Origin of the sequence: Bradyrhizobium sp. ma5 (genome assembly GCF_042258955.1) — a bacterium.
Classification (GTDB): Bacteria; Pseudomonadota; Alphaproteobacteria; order Rhizobiales; family Xanthobacteraceae; genus Bradyrhizobium.
In genome coordinates this window covers 3,439,640-3,455,860 of sequence record NZ_CP170156.1, presented here as the reverse complement: position 1 = coordinate 3,455,860, position 16,221 = coordinate 3,439,640, and the positions used below count along the sequence as shown (strand labels likewise).

General features: G+C 64.5%; 15 protein-coding genes. 1 reads left to right on the top strand and 14 read right to left on the bottom strand.

Annotated elements, in window-relative coordinates; genetic code table 11:
• Positions 1-245 precede the first annotated feature (245 nt).
• From ACE103_RS15790 to ACE103_RS15770, 5 genes are all read right to left on the bottom strand, one after another.
• Positions 246-659 carry a hypothetical protein gene (locus tag ACE103_RS15790; RefSeq protein ID WP_375780166.1) on the bottom strand — a complete coding sequence of 138 codons (414 nt, stop codon included), beginning with the start codon at positions 657-659 and terminating at the stop codon, positions 246-248.
• The gene (locus ACE103_RS15785) at positions 625-1,248 is read right to left on the bottom strand and encodes a transporter (protein ID WP_375780165.1); all 624 of its coding nucleotides are present in this window, start codon (positions 1,246-1,248) and stop codon (positions 625-627) included. Before ACE103_RS15785 ends, ACE103_RS15790 begins: the two co-directional genes overlap by 35 nt.
• Positions 1,249-1,396: 148 nt before the next feature.
• Positions 1,397-2,392, bottom strand: a complete 996-nt coding sequence (locus ACE103_RS15780) for a helix-turn-helix domain-containing protein (protein ID WP_375780164.1) — start codon at positions 2,390-2,392, stop codon at positions 1,397-1,399.
• Between the two features lie 91 nt (positions 2,393-2,483).
• Complete coding sequence (locus tag ACE103_RS15775) at positions 2,484-4,061, bottom strand: gamma-glutamyltransferase family protein (protein WP_375780163.1); 1,578 nt, start codon at positions 4,059-4,061, stop codon at positions 2,484-2,486.
• A 357-nt stretch (positions 4,062-4,418) separates the two neighbouring features.
• Positions 4,419-5,093, bottom strand: a complete 675-nt coding sequence (locus tag ACE103_RS15770; protein ID WP_223968711.1) for a LuxR C-terminal-related transcriptional regulator — start codon at positions 5,091-5,093, stop codon at positions 4,419-4,421.
• Positions 5,094-5,317: 224 nt separating this feature from the next.
• On the opposite strand from ACE103_RS15770, the gene ACE103_RS15765 reads away from it, so the two are divergent.
• The gene (locus ACE103_RS15765) at positions 5,318-6,520 is read left to right on the top strand and encodes a serine hydrolase domain-containing protein (RefSeq protein WP_375780162.1); all 1,203 of its coding nucleotides are present in this window, start codon (positions 5,318-5,320) and stop codon (positions 6,518-6,520) included.
• A gap of 24 nt (positions 6,521-6,544) precedes the next feature.
• Here the strand turns inward: ACE103_RS15765 and ACE103_RS15760 are convergent, their stop codons facing one another.
• From ACE103_RS15760 to ACE103_RS15720, 9 genes are all read right to left on the bottom strand, one after another.
• Entirely contained in the window at positions 6,545-7,948 is a 1,404-nt protein-coding gene (locus ACE103_RS15760) for an amidase (protein WP_375780161.1), read from the bottom strand.
• A 16-nt stretch (positions 7,949-7,964) separates the two neighbouring features.
• Entirely contained in the window at positions 7,965-8,726 is a 762-nt protein-coding gene (locus tag ACE103_RS15755; protein ID WP_375780160.1) for an SDR family NAD(P)-dependent oxidoreductase, read from the bottom strand.
• A 63-nt stretch (positions 8,727-8,789) separates the two neighbouring features.
• On the bottom strand, positions 8,790-9,500 hold the full coding sequence (locus tag ACE103_RS15750; RefSeq protein WP_375780159.1) for an ABC transporter ATP-binding protein: 711 nt from the start codon (positions 9,498-9,500) through the stop codon (positions 8,790-8,792).
• A complete protein-coding gene (locus tag ACE103_RS15745; protein ID WP_375780158.1) occupies positions 9,490-10,209 on the bottom strand; it encodes an ATP-binding cassette domain-containing protein in 720 nt (239 codons plus the stop codon). The genes ACE103_RS15750 and ACE103_RS15745 overlap by 11 nt, the downstream gene beginning before the upstream one ends.
• Positions 10,210-10,212: 3 nt before the next feature.
• Positions 10,213-11,286: a branched-chain amino acid ABC transporter permease gene (locus tag ACE103_RS15740; protein ID WP_375780157.1), complete on the bottom strand. Its 1,074-nt coding sequence runs from the start codon at positions 11,284-11,286 to the stop codon at positions 10,213-10,215.
• Between the two features lie 13 nt (positions 11,287-11,299).
• Complete coding sequence (locus ACE103_RS15735) at positions 11,300-12,166, bottom strand: branched-chain amino acid ABC transporter permease (RefSeq protein WP_223968694.1); 867 nt, start codon at positions 12,164-12,166, stop codon at positions 11,300-11,302.
• A 94-nt stretch (positions 12,167-12,260) separates the two neighbouring features.
• On the bottom strand, positions 12,261-13,475 hold the full coding sequence (locus tag ACE103_RS15730) for an urea ABC transporter substrate-binding protein (RefSeq protein WP_223968692.1): 1,215 nt from the start codon (positions 13,473-13,475) through the stop codon (positions 12,261-12,263).
• A 55-nt stretch (positions 13,476-13,530) separates the two neighbouring features.
• Positions 13,531-14,526 (bottom strand): acetamidase/formamidase family protein, encoded by a 996-nt coding sequence (locus ACE103_RS15725; protein ID WP_092125403.1) that lies wholly within the window; start codon positions 14,524-14,526, stop codon positions 13,531-13,533.
• A gap of 17 nt (positions 14,527-14,543) precedes the next feature.
• Positions 14,544-15,944, bottom strand: a complete 1,401-nt coding sequence (locus ACE103_RS15720; RefSeq protein ID WP_375780156.1) for an amidase — start codon at positions 15,942-15,944, stop codon at positions 14,544-14,546.
• Positions 15,945-16,221 lie beyond the last annotated feature (277 nt).

Below are 16,221 nucleotides of genomic sequence, written 5' to 3'. Positions count from 1 at the left end.
GAGCAACTTCTCGATTGGGAAAGTCCGGAGCGTTCAGCCTTCGCCGTGCGGTGCACAGGTCGGAACCGCGCACGGCGCCGGCATGGTGACAAAGGTTCGGCATGTCAGCGTCGGGAACAATCCACCATCCGGTGGATGCTACGGCCTGACGGATTCAGGAGGCGGAAACGGGCAGCCGTCGGGGAGCCGCGCGATCGACGCGGCTCCCCTTTTTCTCCGTCTCGCGCGGTACGCCGGCGCGTGCGCTACTTGGTGAACATCGGACGTTTGGGCGGCGTCGCCGGCTCGTCCGGCGCCCACAACCGGAAGCTCAGATTGGCGAACACCGAGTAGCCCTTGGTGATCGACGCGGTATCGATTCCGGGCGGGCCCGCGGTGCCGCCGGAGGCGTTCGAGGAGAACTCATGCGTCGCCCAGACCGTCAGCGCGGCCGGTCCGAAATTGTAACCGACCAGGCCGCCGCCGGCCCAGATGTTGTACCGATTGACGTTGATCGCGCCGTTGTAGAACGCGCTCGACGTATCGCCGGTCACCTGCCCCGCATAGTAGGCGATCGGCCCGAAGGTCCAGTTGCCGGTCGTCTTGGCGGCGGTGAACTCGGCGTGGAAGACGTCGCCCGAGCGATTAGCCGGTGATCGAGTTCCTGGTATTGATCTCATGGTACAGATTGGCCGTGAGATTCCAGCCGTCCTTCAGGTAGGACACGACCAGCTCGGGCTGGAACGTCCACCAGGGATTGCCGACATTGTTCAGGCCGGACGGACCGCTGATCGACCCGTTCGGCACATACATGCCGAGGCCGGTCTTGACGAAGAAGCCGCTGTCGCCGAGCTTCCAACTCAACTCCCCCGGCACGATGAAGGTGTTGTGCATCCCGGCCTGCTGGACATTAATTGGCCCGCCGACATCGGCCATGATCCAGGGCTGCACGATCACCGCGTCATACGTCGCGCCGAGGAACGTCCAGCCCGGCACCCACAACAGACCGGATGCTTCGACGGCGGCGTGGACCGGCGTCGACGCACCACCGACGTTGGGCGCACCCGGGCCGACGATGTTCGCCTGATAGGTGAAGACCTGATTGAAGCTGTAAAGTCCGGGCGGCGGCGTGCCGGCCGTGCCTCCGCCGAGCGTGATGCCCGGCTTCTGCGCCCAACCGGGAGAACCGAACTCGTACGCATTGGCCGATGTTGCACCCGCACTCGCCATGATCAGCGCGGCAATGGCAATCTTTCGATGTGTTGTCATGTAGCCCCCTTGTCCCCACCGCACTGCGCTGCATTGCGATCGACGATCGATCGTGCAGGCTCCGCGCGGAGCGGGCGAAATCTAGGAAGGGGATTTCAACCGGCGTTATCCGGAATCGGCAGAAGCAACCACAGTGCAGTGAATATTCCTAGCGTGAGGCGGATGCGACACGCTGCACGGTGTGCGAGGGCAGCTCGCCGAACAGCTGCCGATAATTTTCGGTGAAGCGGCTCCAGTGCCAGAAGCCCCACCGCGCCGCGACGTCGCCGATCGAGACCGGCTGGCCGGTCGCGGCAAGCGCACGCAGCTCGCGGCGCACCGCGTTCAGCCGCAGCGTGCGCAGATATTGCAACGGCGTCAGCCCGAGCGCGTCCTGAAAGCATCCTTGCAGCGTCCTGCGGCTGATGCCGACATGACGGCAGAGTTCGGCGATGCGCGGCGGATCCTCGACCCGCTCGAACACATATTCGCGGATGCGATCGACCGTCTGCTTTTGTGCGGTGCAGCTGCGAACGTCGGTCCAGTCGTTCTCCGACAAGACGCCGGCCAACGCATCGACGAGGGTGTCTTGAAGCGAACTGCGCACGTGCTCGAACCCGAGCGCCGGTCCCAGCCGCTCGCCCTGATCGCAGAGCCGGCGAAGGCCATGCTGAAGACCGGCGAGCCCGGGTCCGCTGAAGAAATGCTGCTGCCCGCGAAGTCCCGCGATGAAGTCGGCGGCGCGGGTCTCGCCGAGCCCATCCAGGCATGAAAACAGCCGATCGCGGGCGACCGCAACCGACACGACGTCGACCCGCGTCGACGTCAGCAACGGCAGCAGGTTTGCGCCGTCGCTCAGCAAGAGCTGCGGAAACTCCAGCAGACGGCCGTTGTAGTATCCGGGATTGGATATCGCGAGCGGCAGGCTGAAGACGAGTGCATCCGGCCAGGCAGAGCCTTGCTTGAGCAGGGCCTGCGTCGTCGTCTCCCGGACGATCTCCAGACCGCGGAGGCGGATCATCACCAAGCGTCCGGCAAACCTTCCCGACGACACCTGGTCCATTCGCATGTTCCAGCCGCTCATGCGACCGGCATAGTCGTTCGCATCGACCGACTCGACGATCGACACGCCGGCCATGTCGGCCGCGGCGCGCTTGTCGCTCATGATGCACTCCCCCAGCATCCAGCTTGGTGGGCGCGGAGGGCGGTAACAATCAACCGTTAGAACGATACCGTCGAGGTAACCTGGTTTGTCCCTAGAAACCCAGTGCGAGCCCGTCCTTGCGATGGTCGGAGGCGCCGAGCAGAACGCCGCGCGCATGGTCGATGCGGATCGCCTGGCAGCCGCCGATCGGCTCCTCGGAGAAGCGGGCATCGTGGCCGCGGGCGCGAAGATCGTCGCGGATCGCTGGCGATATCGTCGTCTCCAGCGACAGCGCGCCGTCGAAGGCAAACGAGCGCGGTGCCTCGGCGGCCGCCTGGATGTCCATCTTCAGATCGAAGATGTTCGACAGCAGATTGGCATGGCCGGCGGCCTGGTAGTGCCCGCCCATCACCCCGAACGACATCACGGTCTTGCCGTCCTTGCGCAGCAGGCCCGGAATGATGGTGTGCATCGGGCGCTTGCGCGGCCCGATCGAATTGAGGTGTCCGGGCCTGGCGCGGAAGCTCCAACCACGGTTGTGCAGCAGGATGCCGGACTTCGGCGCGTAGATGCCGCTGCCGAACGGATAGAACAGCGAATTGATCAGCGAGACGGCGTTGAGATCGCGGTCGACCACCGTGACATAGACGGTGTCGCGATGCTCGACATCGTCCCAGATCGCGGGCGCGGAGGCGCGGCTCATGTCGATCTTGCTGCGGATCCTCCCGATATAGTCGTCGGCAAGGAATGCGGCCGGATCGACCTTGCTCGTCGAGGGATCGCAGAAGAAGGCATCGCGCGCGCGGTAGGCCGTCTTGGTCGCTTCGGCCAGCAGATGGATCCGATCGGCCTGCGCCAGCGTGCCGACATCGAAGCCGGCGAGTGTCCGCAGGATCATCAGCGCCGCCAGGCCCTGCCCGTTCGGCGGGCACTCGATCACGTCGTGATCATGGTAGCGCGCCGAGATCGGCCGCACGTAGTCCGAGCTCTGCGCGGCGAAATCCTCGGTGCTGTGGGCACCACCCAATCCACGCAGGATGCCGGCCATCTCGTCGGCGGCCTCGCCTGCGTAGAACGCCTCGCGCCCGTGCTGCGCGATCCGGTGCAGGGTCCGGCCAAGCGCAGGCTGCGTGCGGATGTCGCCGACCTCAGGCGCCTTGCCGCCGGGAAGGAATTGCGCAGCGGCATTGGCGTCGATCTCGATCCGCGCCCGGAAGCGGCGCCAGTCCTCCGCGACGCGCGGCGTCACGCAGAAACCCTGCTCGGCCGCCGCGATTGCCGGCCGGAAGATCTCCTCCAGCGACCTGCTGCCGTGATCGGCGACCAGCCTGCACCATGCGTCGACGGCACCCGGCACGGTCACAGACTCGGGCGCGGTCGGCGGAATGTCGCGCGCGCCGCTGCCGGCATATTTTTCAGTATCGGTGCCGGCGGGCGTGCGGCCCGAGCCGTTCAACGCGATCGGCTCGCCGGCCTTGGGCGAATACAGCGCAAAGCAGTCGCCGCCGATCCCGGTCATCTGCGGCTCGACCACGCCCTGCACCGCCACCGCGGCCACCGCGGCATCGACGGCATTGCCACCGGCCTTCAACATCTCGACCGCGGCAAGCGTCGCCTGCGGGTGCGAGGTCGCGGCCATGCCCCGCTCCGCAACCGCCACCGAGCGGCCGATGGCCATGAAATCACGCATGTCGAATCCTTCAATGTTCGTGAGCGGCAGCCGCTCGCCAACATTGTCGAAAACGACACCGGTCCTTGGGGGATTCTCTGCCGGCCGCGCGGTGAGCGGCAATCCACCTAACGGTGGAGCGGGTGAACGCGCGGGCGAAGCGAATAGCGAAGCTCGGACAGATCATGTCACGAGAATGCGGATGCTTGACCCACAGGCCGTGCAACGAACTCGGCGTCGTCCCGGCGAAGGCCGGGACCCATTACCACCGAAGGTGATTGTTGCGCGACGCTGGGGCCACATCTTTCCTTACCAACACAACCCTGTGGTTATGGGTCCCGGCCTTCACCGGGACGACGGGAGGAAAGAGCCGCGCCCTCAATGCGGCCGCGACATCAGCGCGACGACGGCGGAGCGGGTCTCGACGCCGAGCTTCTCGAAGATATGGATCAAATGCGTCTTCACCGTCGCGAGACCGATGCTCAGGCATTCGCCGATCTCGCGATTGGTGCGGCCGCAGCACAACAGCTCGACCACTTCCATCTCACGCGAGGTCAGCCCGTAGCGCGCCGGCTCATCGGCGTTCGACGACAGGCGGCTGGTCAGGTTGAATTCGAGATAGTCGTGGATCTTCTCGGCGATATGCATGCTGCCGTCGGGGATCGCGCAGCCCGGCGCCCAGAGCACGCTCATTCCGGCCACGATCCGGTCGTTGCGGCGGAAGAAGAACTCGATCATGTCGGCGACGCCGCACTGGCCGGCGAAGGCACGGTAGGTCGCCGCCTCTTGCGATGCGCACTGGTTGAGCGCGACGCTCAGCCGGGCAATCGGCCGGTTGCTCGCGGAGCGCGGATGCAACGGATCGAGCCGGTTCATGCCCGCAAGATACTGGTCGTGGAAACTCGGCGGGACGTTGCTAGAGAGCACGAAGCGGTTGAGGGTCAGATTGCCGTCGACCTCGTAGAACGCGGTTGCCGAGCCCTCGAGAATCCCCCGTGCGAACTGAATGGCCTGTGTGGTCGCCGGATCCGGTCGGCCCAGAAGCGCGATCATGACCTACCTCCCGATGTTTCCCGATGGCGAACGTCTGCGCGTCGCATGGCCGGCACGCTGGGGCAGACGCAAGGCGTAGTCAAGCAAATTGCGGGCCAAACACACATCCCGGAAACGGTTACGCCGGAGTAACCTGATAACCCCCTCCACCATCCGGTTGATTGCGGGCAACGCGACCGACGCGGAACTTTCGCACACCTCCCAATGTCATTGCTGGATCAAGAATGAATTCGCGTCGCATCATGGCCGCCTTCCCGTCGGCGGCCGACGAACAAGTCACGCTCGCCAACTGGCGTCAGCACCCGTTCAGCGAGTGGGCATTCCGCAACGTCCGCGAGCTGCTACCCACCGCCAACATCCCGCGCGCCTCGACGCCGGCGCCGCGGTCCTTTGCGCCGCGCTATCTCGACGACGTCAGCTTCGCTGACCCGCGCGGCGAGACGATCGGCGTCGGCCAGGCCCTGCGCGCAAGCCACACCGACGGCATCGTCGTGTCGCATCGCGGACAGGTCGCCTTCGAATGGTATGCCCACGGCCTGACGCCGGACACCCCGCATCTGATCTTCTCGGTGAGCAAGTCGGTCGCCGGAACGCTCGGCGGCATCCTGGCCGATCAAGGCAAGCTCGATCCCGACGCGCCGGTGACGCGCTATATCCCGGAGATGGAGGGATCGGTCTATGGCGGCGGCTGCACGGTGCGCCACCTGCTCGACATGAGCGTCGGCATCCGCTTCGACGAGGACTACATGGCGCGCGACGGCGACGTCATGAACTACCGGCGCGCGACCGGCTGGGAGCCACCGGACCCGACCGTGCCGCCGAGCAATCTGCGCGACTATCTGCGCACGCTGCGGCCGAATGGCACGCCGCATGGGCAAACCTTCCACTACGTCTCGACCAACACCGACGTGCTGGGCTGGGTCTATGAGCGCGCTTGCGGTGTGTCCTACGCGAAAATCCTCGCGCAATATCTGTGGCAGCCGATGGGCGCCGAGCACGATGCCTACATCGCCGTCGATTCGCGCGGCGCGGCGCGCGTCGCCGGCGGCATCTGCGCGACACTGCGCGATCTTGCCCGTTTCGGCGAGATGATGCGCAATCACGGCATCAGCAACGGACGGCAGGTGGTGCCTGGCTGGTGGGTCGACGACATCAGGCAGAACGGCAATGCCGAGGCATGGTCGCGCGGAGACCTGACCAAGGTGTTTCCGAACGGAAATTACCGCAACAAGTGGTACACGATCGATCGCAACGAAACCCCGTTCGCCGCGGTCGGCATCCACGGCCAGTGGATCTACATCGATCCGGCCAACGAGACCGTGATCGCGCGCGTCTCCTCGCAGCCGCTGCCGATGGATCTCGATCTCGACCACATGTGGATGCGCGGCTATCGCGCGATCGCGGCCAGACTTGCCGGCAAGGCCTGATACGGGAGAGCCAACGACGGCGCGCTATTCGATCGGCGGCCGCCGCGTATGCCAATCCGTTACCGATTGGAATGCGGTACCCGCGCGGACCAGCACGTCCTCAGAGAGATGCGGGCCGACCAGCTGCATGCTGAGCGGCATCTGGTCCGACGCCATGCCCATCGGCAGCGTGATGGTCGGGCTGCCCGAGAAGTCGAATACCGCCGTGAAGCGCAGGATGTTCAGGAGGACGTTGGGGTCGGCGCCGTATTCGCTCATCTTGGTGAGCGTCGGGATCGGCACCGGCATCGTCGGGATCAGCAAGAGATCGATATCCTCGAACATCGCGGCGAGGCTGCCTGCGAACTTCAGCCGCTCATGATGGATCGCGGCGATGTCGACGCCGCTGGTCGCCCTGCCCTGCTCGATGAGTTGCGCAAGGTCCGGTCCGTATTCCGACTTCCGTGACGGATAAGTATCGAGGTGCGCCTCCGCCGTCTCGACCGAGCACATCGCGATCCACTGGCTGACTAACTTCTGATAGGGCGGGAAATGCACCTCGCGGATCTCGGCGCCGAGATCGGCCAGCGTGCGCTCGGCCTGCACTAAAGCGGCGACGACCTGCCGGTCGATCCCCTCCTGGGTGTACCTGCGATCGACGCCGATCCGCAGGCCTCGTATGCTCTCGCCGACACCGGCCAGATAGTTCGGCACCGGCGCCCGCAAGGCAGTCGGATCGTTGGCATCCGCGCCGGCGATGACGCCGAGCATTGCTCCGGCGTCGGCCGCGCTGCGGCACATCGGGCCGACGTGATCGAGCGAGTCCGCCAGCGGGAAGACGCCGTGGCGGCTGACGCGGCCCCAGGTCGGCTTGATGCCGGTCAAGCCGCAGGTGGCCGACGGAAACCTGATCGAGCCGCCGGTGTCGCTGCCGATCGAACCGTAGCAGAGCCCCGCCGAGGTCGCGACGCCCGATCCGCTCGACGACGAGCCGACCCAGTAGTTCACATTCCACGGATTGAGCGGGGCCTGCACGGCCGGATGGTGGCTGGTATAGGCGCCCTCTGTCATCTTGAGCTTGCCGAGCGTGACCGCGCCGGCGACCTCGAGCCTATCCACGATCGTGGCATTGAAGGACGGAATAAACTTGGCGTGGATCGTCGTGCCGCCGGCGGTCGGCGCAAACGTCGTGTAGCAGAGGTCCTTCAGCCCGATCGGAACGCCATGCAGCGGGCCGCGCCAGATGCCCCTGGCGATCTCCGCATCGCGCTGCTTTGCCTGCGCCATGGCCCGCTCCGCAAGGACGAGCGCGTAGCCATGAAACTGCCCATCGAGCTTCGCGATCCGGCCGAGGATTGCCTCTGTGATCTCCGACGATTTCGCTTCGCCGCGGCGAATGAGCCCGGAGATCTCGGTGATGGACTTGTAGTGCAATGGATCCGCTGACATGTCGTTGTGGCCCCGGCTAGAACTGGACGCCGCGCGTCAGGGCACCGTCCACGACGAGGTTGGTCCCCGTGATGAAGCTCGCCGCCTTGCTCGCCAAGAACACGGCGGCGTTCGCCATCTCCTGCGGCGTGCCCATCCGGCCGGTCGGGTTGAGCGCCAGCGCCGTCTTGTACAGTTCGGGATTGCCGTCCTTGATCATGTTCCAGACGCCGCCCTCGAAATAGGTGTTGCCCGGCGACACCGAATTGGCCCGAATGCCTTTGGCCGCGAGCTGGTAGGCCAGCCCTTGCGTGTAGTGGATGATCGCGGCCTTGAACGTCCCGTAGGGACCGCTGGCAAAATCAACCTCGCGCCCCGACACGCTGGAGATCGTGACGATCGCCGCCGCCGCGCTCTTCTCGAGATACGGCATCGCCGCATTGACCAGCCGCACCGTCCCCATCATGTCGGTGGAGAATTCCTTCTCCCAGCTCTCCTCGTCCTGCCCGATCGACAGCGCGCTGACGTTGGCGACCACGACGTCGATGCCGCCGAGCTTGGACGCCATGTCGGCGACCCAGGCCTTCAGCGCCGGTCCGTTCGAGACGTCGACCGCACCACCGAAGGCCGCATTGCCCTTGGTCTTGATCGCGGCAACCGCAGCGTCGACATCCGCCTGGTTGCGCGCGCAAATGCCGACATTGGCACCCTCCGCTGCGAATGTGTCGGCGATCGCTCTGCCGATGCCCTTGGTGCTGCCGGTCACGAGAACCTTTGCTCCCTTGAGTCCCAGATCCATGTCCATTCCCTCCGTTGTTATCGATTATGGAACGCGTACTTCCTCACCACACGGCGTGGCCGATCAGAGCAGCAATTGCGCACGAACACTGTCCGCGTTGACCTCCTCACCGGCCAGCGATCGCGTGATCTTGCCCTTTTCCATGATGTAGCAGCGCTGGGCGATCGCCAGGATGGTGTCGAGGTTTTGCTCAACAAAAATGATCGTCGTCCCGAGCTCGGTGCGGAACGATTGCAGCGCCTCGCAGATGTGCTGCACGATCGAGGGCTGGACGCCCTCGGACGGTTCGTCGAGGATCATCAAGGATGGATTGCCGATCAGAGCGCGGCCAATCGCAAGCTGCTGCTGCTCGCCGCCCGACATGGTGCCCGCGATCTGCCGCCGGCGCTCCTTCAGGCGCGGAAAATACGTATAGACGAGCTCCGGCAGCTTCTTTCCGTCGGGGCCGCCGATCAGCTCGCCGACCTGCAGGTTCTCCTCGACACTCATCTGCGGAAACACGTCGCGACCCTGCGGAATGTAGCCGAAGCCGGCGCGCGCCCGCGCATCGGCCTCGAGCTGCGTCACATCCTGATCCATGAAGGTGATGGTGCCGCGCCAGCTCTGCAGCAGGCCGATCAGGCAGCGCATCAAGGTCGACTTGCCGACGCCATTGCGGCCGATCACGCCGACGATCTCGCCCCGCGCGACCTGCATGCTGACGCCCTGCAGGATCGGCGTTGCGCCGTAGCCCGCCCAGAGTCCCGATACGTCCAGGATGCGATCAGTGGGCATGGGTCTTACCCAGATAGATTTCCGCGACTTTCTCGTCTTCCAGAATTGCGTCGAGGCTGCCGCGCGCGAAGATCTTGCCAAGATGCAGAACGGTGACCCGTTGCGCGACCTGACGCACGAACGCCATGTCGTGCTCGACGACAAGGACCGTCATGCCCTCGGCGTTGAACGACTTGATCAGTTCGCCGGTCTTGTAGGTCTCCTCCGGCGACATGCCGGCGGTCGGCTCGTCCAGCAGCAGAAGCTGCGGCTGCAACGCCAGCGCCATTCCGATCTCCAGCCATTGCTGCTGGCCGTGCGACAGCGCACCGGCGAGCTTGACAGAGTCCTCCGCCAGATTGAGCAGCGCCAGCAGCCGCTCCTCCTCAGCCCGGCATTCCGCACCCGAGAGCCGCTCCTGCAGCGCGATCTGGATGTTCTGCCGCACCGGCAATTCCTTGAACACGCTCGGCGCCTGCATCTTGATGCTCATGCCGCGCTGCACCCGCGCGTAAGGACGCTCGGCGGTGATATCGACGGAGTCGAAGAAGATGCTGCCGGTGGTCGGCGGATAGAGGCCGACGATCAGCTTGAACAGCGTGCTCTTGCCGGCCCCGTTGGGCCCGATCAGGCAATGGACCTCGCCGGCATTGACCGTCAGGTCGACGTCGAAGACGGCGGTCAATCCACCGAAACGCTTCGATACGCCTTTCACGTCAACGAGGGCCATGGATCAGGTCTCATCCGATTGCAGACGGCCGGCATCCGCCAGCGCAGGAGCCTCGTCGCGCCGCTGGCGCCTGCCCCACCAGTCGACGACGAGCTTGCCGATTCCAAGCACAAAGCCCTGCGGCGCCAGCATCACCGTGGCGAGCAGGAGCACACCCATCAACACCAGTGCGGCCTGCTGGCTGTAGATTGTGATGGTCTGGAAGCCGAACAGCAGCAGGAACGATCCGACCAGCGTCGCGGTGAGATCATTGCGTCCGGAGAACGCCACCCAGACGATCGGCATCGCCGCCGCCGGCAGGCCGATGCTGGACGGCGTGATGAACTGCCCCCAGGACGTGTACAGCGCGCCGCTGAGACCCGCGAGGCCGCTGCCGATCACGAATGTCAGGAGCTGGTATTTGCGGACGTCGTAGCCGAGCATCTCGGCGCGCTGCGGGTTTTCCCGCGTCGCCACGATCACGTTGCCGATGCTCGAGTTCACCAGCATGCGCAGCGCGACGTAGACGATCACGATCAGTGCAATCATGAGGTAATAGAGCGCCGACCCCTCGATATCGAAGCTGCCGACGGTGAGCGGGTCCATCCCCTTCATGCCGTTGAAGCCGTTCAGCCGCGCCGGACCAATGTGCCATTCTGGTCCGGCGGTCTGCCCGAGGAAGAAGGCCAGCACCAGCGTCGCCGACAGCGTCACGATGCCGAAGAAGATCCCGCTGATGCCGCCCCAGATCATGAAATAGCCGAGGATCCCTGCCGCCATCATCGCGATGACGACCGAGAGCACGAGTGCTGCGATCGTGGCCGTGCCCCCGCCCATGTTGATGGCGAGTACGCCATAGCCGTAACCGGCGATGCCGAAGAAGAAGGTCTGGCCGAACGACAGCATGCCGCCGTAGCCCCACATCAGGCAGAGCCCGAGCGCCATGAAGATCCAGATCAGGAAGTAGGCAAAGTTGCCGACATCGTAGGAATCAGCGAACAGCGGATAGATCAGCGCGCCCGCCAACACGGCAAGAAAGCAGGACCAGAAGATCTTTCCGCGTCCGAGCGTCTGCGGACCGTCGAGCAGCTTCAACATCGGAAATTCCCGTCTAGCGCCCACGACGAACCAGCACGCTGGATAGCCCTTCAGGCAGCACCCGTATGATCAGGATGACGGCAAACAGCATGCCGATCTGCCCAATGATCTGGCCATAACTCGCGTTCAGCGCCATCCTGATCATGGCCAGGAACACCGCCGCCGGCGCGGTTCCGAGCAGGACATTGGCGCCGCCAATCACCACGGTGACAAAGCTCTCGACCACGAAGGTCGCGCCCATGGTCGGGATCAGCGTCATGGTCGGCGCGTAGAGCGCACCGCAGAGCCCCGCGAGCGCCGTGCCTATCCCGAAGCTGATGGAATAGATGCGCCCGGTGCGCGCACCGAGCGCCTTGGCCATTGCCGCATTTTGCATCGTGGCGCGCGCGATCACGCCGAAGCGCGTCTTCATGAAGATAATGTAGAGGCCGGCCAGCACGGCGACCGCGCACCCGAACAGCACAAGGCGATAGGTCGAGAACGTGTAGCCGCCGATCGCAAAACTTCCTTCCGGCGTGCCGATGCCGCGCACCGCGGAGCCAACGATCAACAGCATCGACTGGGTCACGATCAGGCTGAGGCCCCAGGTCGCCAGCAGCGAGTCCAGCGGACGCTTGTAGAAGCGCCGCACGATCAGCAACTCGACGATCATGCCGATGATCCCCGCGGTCAGCGCGGCCAGGATCTGGGCGATCGGGAGCGGCACGCCGAGATTCACGAGCCCGACCGTCACATAGGCCCCGCACATGATGAACTCGCCATGCGCCATGTTGATGACGCCCATCATGCCGAACACGATGGCAAGGCCCGCCGCCGACAGGATCAGGAACGCGAAGACGTCGGCGAACTGATAGAACAGCGAGAAGAGTTCAGCCGACATTCCGCTCTCCGTGATCACGGCGCCGCATCATTGCGGCGCCCGTTCGCTTCAAACTCGAGATGCAGAACACGAGCAAGATTCGTGCCCGCGCGCGTCACGATTTGCTGGGAAGATGGCTCGGCGTGTACTGATCCTTGTCGTTCTTCTTGGTGAGGTCGCAGCCGATCTCGCCAAGCCAGTATGGCTGGATCGTCCCGTAGTCCTTCTCGACGGTCACCTCATGCTTGGGTCCGACCGAGATCAGGCGCATGCGGTGCGACGTATGCTGGCTCTTCGGATCGATGCAGACCTTGCCCTCGGGTGCGTCGATGCAGGCATCGCCGGTCGCGATCACCTTGCGCATGTCCTCGAGCTTGGTCGACTTCGCCTTCTCGACCAGCGCCTTGTACATGTAGAGCGCGTTATAGGCGTTGTAGCCCATGTCGTTGATGTAGAGCTCGTCCGGGAACTTGGCGTGCCAGCGCTTTTTGAAATCGTTGGCTTCGGGCGTGTCGATCTCCTCGAACCAGTTGGCGGTCGCATGCATGTTATTGAGCGCCGGCGGCTTGAACCGCTTGTGCTCGAAGCCGAGCATGACCTTGATCGAGGACCCCATCGGCAGATTGAGGTTGGCGGCGGCCGCCTGCTCGAAGAACGAGTCCTGCGCGGCGCCGACATTAATCGTGAGCAGCCAATCCGGCTTCGCCTTCTGGATGTTCTGGATCGTCTGCGCGAACTGCGACACGCCGAGCGGGATGAACTCCTCTCCCACGACCTCGCCGCCGAGATCCTTCATGATCTTGCGGTTCCACTCGGCGGAGATCTGGCCGAAATTATAGTCGGCCGCGATAACGTAGACCTTCTTGCCGAACTTCTGGACCATCCATGGGATTAGCGTCGAGAACTGCTGCTCAGGCACCGCGCCCATGCTGACCATGGAGGCATCGCACACGCCGCCTTCATACTGGTTCGTGTAGAAGTATGGCGTCGAGGTGCGATCGACGATCGGACGCAACGCCTCGCGCGACGCAGAGGTGATGCCGCCGATCAGCACATCGACCTTGTCGCGGTTGAGCAGCCTTCGGCCGAACTCCTGGTAGCGGGCATTGTCACCTTGGGGATCAAGGTGAATCAGCTCGATCTGGCGGCCGAGAATGCCGCCGCTCTTGTTGATCTCCTCGACCGCGAGCTGCGATCCATGCAGCTTCGGCATGCCCATGAATGCCAGGTCGCCGGAGACATCCTCCAGCAAGCCGACCTTCAGCGGCGGGTCGGCCGCCTGAGCGGCACCAATTGCAGCCGTCCCGAGCACGGCACCAAGCAAAGCCATTCCAAATATACGCCCCGAATTCATCGCGATGTTCCTTGTTGAAAGATGTTGGACGTCACGCCTTGAGGTAATTCTTCAGGATCGACGCCCCCATCGTGTACTTGGGGTCGACCATGTTGCCGAGCCGCATGCGGCCGGCCTGGCTGAGCAGCATGTAGGCGTCGATCTCGTCGAAGCCGTAGTCGGCACTCATCCACCGCACGAGCTCGCGATAGGCGATCCGCGCGGCGTCTTCGAGCGGCCGCGCGCTGCCGATCGTCATGATGAAGTCGCGCGTCTCGAGCCGCGGCCAGGCGAAGCTCCAGTTCTTGATCAGATCGATCTGCAGCGTGACGGTGGCGCGCTGTTCGAGCGCGACGCCCGAGAGCTCTCCGTCGCCCTGCGTGGCATGGCAGTCGCCGACATAGAGCAGCCCGCCTTCGGTATGCACCGGAAAATAGATGATGGAGCCAGGTGCGACGTCGGGCAGATCCATGTTGCCGCCGTGATAGTCGGGCTGCAGCGAAGAGATTGCCTCGATCTCGGGCGACACGCCGATCGTGCCGATGAACGGCTCGTACGGCAGCGTGATCTTGTCGTTCCAGCGCACGCCGTTGCGGTCGACATGCAGCTTCTTGACGCGCTCCGGCAGCGGCGGATTGAGTAGCGCCGTAGATGCCGTTCCGACCAGGCCGCCGAACTCCGGAATGATGCAGGTGGTGCCGGCCGGCTGCGCGCCGCGGGTCTCGACATCGCGGATATAGACGGCGAGGCAATCGCCCTTCCTGGCGCCCTTGACCGCGATCGGCCCGCATTGCGGGTTCAGGTAAGGAAAGTTCAGCTTCGCCGTGGGGCTGTCGCTTTCGCTGGTGAGCACGCCGCCGAAGGCATCCTCGGTCTCGACGACGACCACCCCGCCGGGATCGATCGACAGCGTCGGCTTGGCATAGGGTCCATAGACGTAATGGAAGCTGCCCTGCTGCTCGATCGTCAAACTATGGGTCGTGCCTGTCGCGCCCTTGGCGACGGCCCGCTTGGCCATGATGGAACTCTTCAACCAGTCTTCGGTCATGCGAACGGCTCCTCAACTCAGATCGCGGGATGGCGCTTGTGCCAGTCGGTGACGCGCTGGAAGGCATCGCCCGCACGGACGAGACTTGTCTCGTCGAAATGGCGGCCGACAAACTGGAAGGCGACCGGACCGCCGTTCGGCGCGAAGCCGCCGGGAAGCGTCACGGTCGGGCTGCCGGTCATGTCGAACGGGCAGGTGAAGCGCAGCAGCCCGGTAATCAGCGACGGGTCCTCGCCCAGCGCCGCCATCTTGGCCAATGTCGGCGCAGCGAACGCCTGGGCTGGAACCGCGATGAGATCGATCGTCTCGAACAGCAGCCGCACGGCGCCGCGAAATGCTTCGCGCCGCAGCACGATCTTCTGATAATCCATGCCGGACAGCGCGCGGCCGAGGTCGAGCAGGCCGGCGAGCGCCGGACCGTATTCGTCCTTGCGCGCGGGATAGGTTTCTTCGTGCGCAACGGCCACTTCGATGCCGCACAGCGGGAACCAATCCTCGATCACCGCTTTCGGATCAGGGAACGTGATGTCCTTGATCTTCGCGCCGAGATCAGCGGCAACCCGCAACCCTTCGCTGAGCACCTTGCCGGCAGCCTCGTCAGTGCCCTCGCTGGTCCAGCGCCGATCGACGCCGATCGTCATGCCGCGCAGGTCTCCGGACATACCGGCGAGATAATCAGGCACGGCCAACGGCACGGATGTGGTGTCCTTCGGATCCTGGCCGGCGATCACGGCGAGGATCGCGCCGCAATCGGCCGCGCTGCGCGCCATCGGGCCGATGTGATCGAGCGTGGCCGCGAGTTCGAAAGCGCCGTAACGGCTGACACGGCCCCAGGTCGGCTTCAGCCCGGTGATGCCATTGGCAGCCGAGGGAAAGCGGATCGAGCCGCCGGTATCGGTTCCAAGCGATCCGAAGCAAAGCCCCGCCGCGGTGGCGACGCCGGAACCGCTCGACGATGCGCCGGACCACAGATCGGCATTCCACGGGTTCTTCGGCGGATCGATCTTCGGGTGATGATCGGCATAGGCGCCCTCGGTCTGCTGCAGCTTGCCGAGGATCACAGCACCGGCATCCTTCAGCCGCGCGACCACCGTGGCATCCTCACCCGGACGGAACTCGCGATGAATGGTCATGCCGTGCGCGGCGGGCGCGCCCTTGACCCAGCACAAATCCTTGACGGCGATCGGCACGCCGTGCAGCGGCCCCTTGATCTTGCCGGAGGCGATCTCCTTTTCGGCTGCCGCGGCGTCAGCAAGCGCTGCCTCGCCCATCACATGGGCATAGCTCTTGAGCTTGCCGTCGAGCTGCTCGATCCGCCCGAGCATCGCTCTTGTCACCTCAACCGACGAGAGCTTTTTGGCCTGGATTTGCTGCCCGACCTCAATGAGCCCGAGATTGTGAAGTTCCGTCGTCGGCATCGTTTCTCATCCCCGCACTTGGCACGACGCAAGCGCAGGCACTGCCCATCACCGCGCATGCGCCTCCGGCTTGGCGACACGGATGTGTCGCCAATTTGTTTTGGCGGCAAAAGCAAAAAGCCACCCGCCCCTCCAAACGAAGGTGACGAATGGCCCAAATGCCGCGGCTATGAACTATCGCGTGGGTCCGGGATCGAACGGAGCACTCTGCGCGGCGATCGGGACGTCATCGGCCAAATCGACGCACGCAAGGTTCGACAGGAAGCCCTGTAGGAGA